At 32.2% G+C, this 2,493-nt stretch carries 3 protein-coding genes; all 3 read left to right on the forward strand.

The window, feature by feature from the left end:
* Positions 1–211: 211 nt before the first annotated feature.
* The 3 genes from EDD60_RS16780 (at position 212) to EDD60_RS16155 (ending at position 2,361) form a co-directional block, all read left to right on the forward strand.
* Positions 212–682: a DUF6431 domain-containing protein gene (locus tag EDD60_RS16780; RefSeq protein WP_396627795.1), complete on the forward strand. Its 471-nt coding sequence runs from the start codon at positions 212–214 to the stop codon at positions 680–682.
* A gap of 97 nt (positions 683–779) precedes the next feature.
* Positions 780–2,168, forward strand: coding sequence for an ISL3 family transposase (locus EDD60_RS15955; protein ID WP_132226554.1), 1,389 nt, complete (start codon positions 780–782; stop codon positions 2,166–2,168).
* A 16-nt stretch (positions 2,169–2,184) separates the two neighbouring features.
* Positions 2,185–2,361 (forward strand): hypothetical protein, encoded by a 177-nt coding sequence (locus EDD60_RS16155; protein ID WP_165973164.1) that lies wholly within the window; start codon positions 2,185–2,187, stop codon positions 2,359–2,361.
* The last annotated feature ends 132 nt before the right edge of the window (positions 2,362–2,493 follow it).

The following is a 2,493-nucleotide window of genomic DNA, read 5'->3' on the forward strand; positions in this document are numbered from 1 at the left end:
GACTATTTAAAATTTAACGTGGTTTGAACTGACTACACATTATCGTGTGGTCTTTTTCTATTCTCCAATATTCTAGCTATAATTATTTATGGGGTTTCTATTAATACACGAATTATTATGTTAGTGTATATATATTAAAATATTTAGAAAGAAAAAAAGATGGTAACCTCACCGACCAAAGTTTGTTTACCATCTGTTCCCTTAGAACAATATGATATTAACAAATTTAACTCCTACTTTCAATAAAAATATATTTTTTGAGAATCATTCCCTCTCATATTTGAATCATTACCTTCAAAAAGAATATTATGATTCCATTTCATCAATTGATCTTGACTCCATTGAATGTCCTTACTGTCATGACCATGGTTTTTCCTTTCATGCCTACTATATACGCCATATCTATATATTTGGTAAAAAATACAAAATTATAATTACCAGAATCATCTGCAAGCATTGTCACAGGACACATGCCATCTTGATTGAGGATATCATTCCCTATTCACAGATCAGATTTGAAGATATTTTATATATGCTCAAAAACAGGGAAGCCAATTGTTTTGATATATCTCATCTTTTCTATATTCTGAAAAAATATATGACATTATCATCAGCGGCATATAAAAATATATGTCTTAAAAATCGTAGAAAGCATGCCTGCATCTTTATTGTTTCCACATAACATTTTTGTTTTTTTTGATTCCTTAATACTATGATTTAATCATCATAGAAAAAAAGGAGGAAACGACAAATGAATTACATAAATTGGAGGTGTTTTCATGGCTATATTTGATAGCACCATCAGCAACGATACCCTCATTGCGCTTGATTTAGAACGTGCCGATATCAAATCAATGAATATATACAATGATGGTGAAGGATTGACAATAGATGTTGAATTAAATTCCAAGCCACATAAATGCCCTGTATGTTCAACTGAGACTTCCAGAATCAAGGGCTACCAAAACAAAATCATCAGGCACTCCATATTAAACAATACTCCCTGTATCATTGATTACAGAGCCAGAAGATATATCTGCCCTCTATGTGGCAAGACATTCTTTGAAAACAACCCATTCACCAACAAAGGATCCAGGCTATCTGTTGCGACCGTATATAATGTCCTTGCAGATTTAAAGAATCCAGCTCTCACTTTCAGCTATGTTGCATCCAAATACCATATTTCACAATCAACAGTAGCCAATATTTTTGATAGAGGGGTTAATATCCCAAGACGCACATTGCCAGAATGCATCTGTTTTGATGAGACATATGCATTCAAAAGTGATAGAAGCAATTACATATGTGTTCTCGTTGATTACAAGGACAAGAAAGTCATTGATATTCTTCCAACACGTAGAATGCAGGATCTCACTGATTATTTCTATAACATTCCTTTGGAAGAAAGAAAAAAAGTCAGATATGTCAGCTTTGACATGTGGCAGACTTATCGTTCTGTAGCCAAGACCATGTTCCCTAACTGTGTCACGATTGTGGACAAATTTCATCTTCTTCAGGAATTCACTAGAAAAGCCACAAGGGTTCGCATAAGAATCATGAATAAAAACAAAAAAATAAAAGATGAGCTTGAAAATGAAGCAAGGCGGCTAAAGAAAGAAAAGAAAAAGCTTCCACCTGACAAACAGGAAAAACTTATCCAGGCACAAAGAAATTATTATATTCTAAAGAAGTTTGAATGGATGATCTTTTCGAAGAACAAGGATATCCTAAATCCAAATCTTGAAAAGAAGATGAATCATGCATTAGGTCAGTATTGCAATCTATATGATTTATTCAACCTTCTTGAAAATACTGATGAAGATATGACCGAAATGATCAATCTTAAGGATGAACTTTATGACTTTTATGAAAAATGTACATACGAAGAATCCAAAGCAAAGATAAATGAACTGATTATTGATTTTAGATCATCTTCAGTTCCTGAACTTGTGTCATTCGCCAATACATTAACACAATGGAAACCAGAAATCATCAATTCATTTATCATCATTCCAGGAATAAATAAAAAAATGAATAATGCCTTGATTGAAAACAGAAATAAGAGCATTAAGTTATTGAAACATAGCAGCAATGGCTATACCAACTGGAAAAGATTCAGAAACAGAGTACTTTATACTATAAATGATGATGAAAAATTCAAACTATAACAGGAGAGATATTAATATGAGACGAAATAGAACAGTATATAAAATTATAATCGATAATGAAAAAGGCATAACATCCATAAGAAAAGATGAGTTACTAACTGAAATGATTGAACAACTAGAAGATTTAACGCATGATGTAGATTATCTTATCAGATTATTAGAAAACAAAGAAGAACATTTAGTAAAGTTTTAAAGTCATTGAAAAGGTGGCTACCCCAAAATTGGAGTATCCACCTTTATCACCAGTTCAATTGTTTGGGGTGTTATTTACCCCATGATAATCTAGACTCCAATAATTGGAGACCACACGTTATTCTAGATTACC

The organism is Longibaculum muris (genome assembly GCF_004343035.1).
Classification (GTDB): Bacteria; Bacillota_I; Bacilli_A; order Erysipelotrichales; family Coprobacillaceae; genus Longibaculum; species Longibaculum muris.

Bases quoted from the DNA above. Each gene is read 5' to 3' on its own strand.
- EDD60_RS16155 (WP_165973164.1), top strand. From the start codon at position 2,185: ATGAGACGAAATAGAACAGTATATAAAATTATAATCGATAATGAAAAA.
- EDD60_RS15955 (WP_132226554.1), top strand. From the start codon at position 780: ATGGCTATATTTGATAGCACCATCAGCAACGATACCCTCATTGCGCTT.
- EDD60_RS16780 (WP_396627795.1), top strand. From the start codon at position 212: ATGATATTAACAAATTTAACTCCTACTTTCAATAAAAATATATTTTTT.